Consider the following 722-nt stretch of genomic DNA (forward strand, 5'->3'; position numbering starts at 1 on the left):
ACGCATCCCATTAGTTGCCAACGCATTAAAAGATGCCTTCTCAGATATGCAAGGTTTAAACATTTTAAACAACAACGGCGAGATGGCCTACCAATCTGTTTTCCATTCACACGTCCATTTAATCCCTAGATACAACGGGGAAAGTGACGGCTTTGGTTTGAAATGGGAACCAGCCCAAGAAGGCACATACTCTGATGAAGACTTGAAGAACATTACCAACACAATCAACCAACAAATCGAGGGATAATATGAAAAAATTTATTACTGGTATTCTATTTGGCGCCATTGCTGGTGCAGGCTACGCCCTATTAAAAACACCACACTCAGGTACTGAAAATAGAGAACGTTTGAAAAACTATTTAGACGATGTCACTTTTGCAGCCAATGATCTAACTGGCTCAATCGCTCAAGCACAAAATGCAGTTACAGATTTAGCTCAACAAGGCTTATCTTCTGCAAAAGTTGCCCGCGACGAAATCACACTAGCAATTAATGATTTCAACCAATCAGCAGTCCCACAAATTTCAGAAATTCAAAAACAAGTGGCAAAACTACAAAATGACTTATCAGCAGCGGATATCCGTGCTAACGAGAAAAACACTGATTTTTAATGATGTTTTAAATATGAAGATTTCTTGATTAATCTTCTGAATCATTGTGTATAGCATTTTTGGTATGCTATATTAAGACTTGTATTATGAAGATTTGACAGGAGTGAATCG

2 protein-coding genes are annotated in these 722 nt (G+C 38.0%); both read left to right on the top strand.

The features are described from left to right. A partial coding sequence (locus ACRCJ0_RS17485; RefSeq protein ID WP_431391426.1) for an HIT family protein occupies positions 1 to 247 on the top strand: 247 nt, incomplete at its 5' end. 1 nt (position 248) lies between these two features. Then, complete coding sequence (locus ACRCJ0_RS17490; protein ID WP_016897757.1) at positions 249 to 611, top strand: YtxH domain-containing protein; 363 nt, start codon at positions 249 to 251, stop codon at positions 609 to 611. Positions 612 to 722 lie beyond the last annotated feature (111 nt).

It is taken from the genome of Aerococcus sp. L_32, assembly GCF_050689315.1.

Coding starts and splice junctions, on each gene's coding strand:
- ACRCJ0_RS17490 (WP_016897757.1), top strand. CDS start 249: ATGAAAAAATTTATTACTGGTATTCTATTTGGCGCCATTGCTGGTGCA.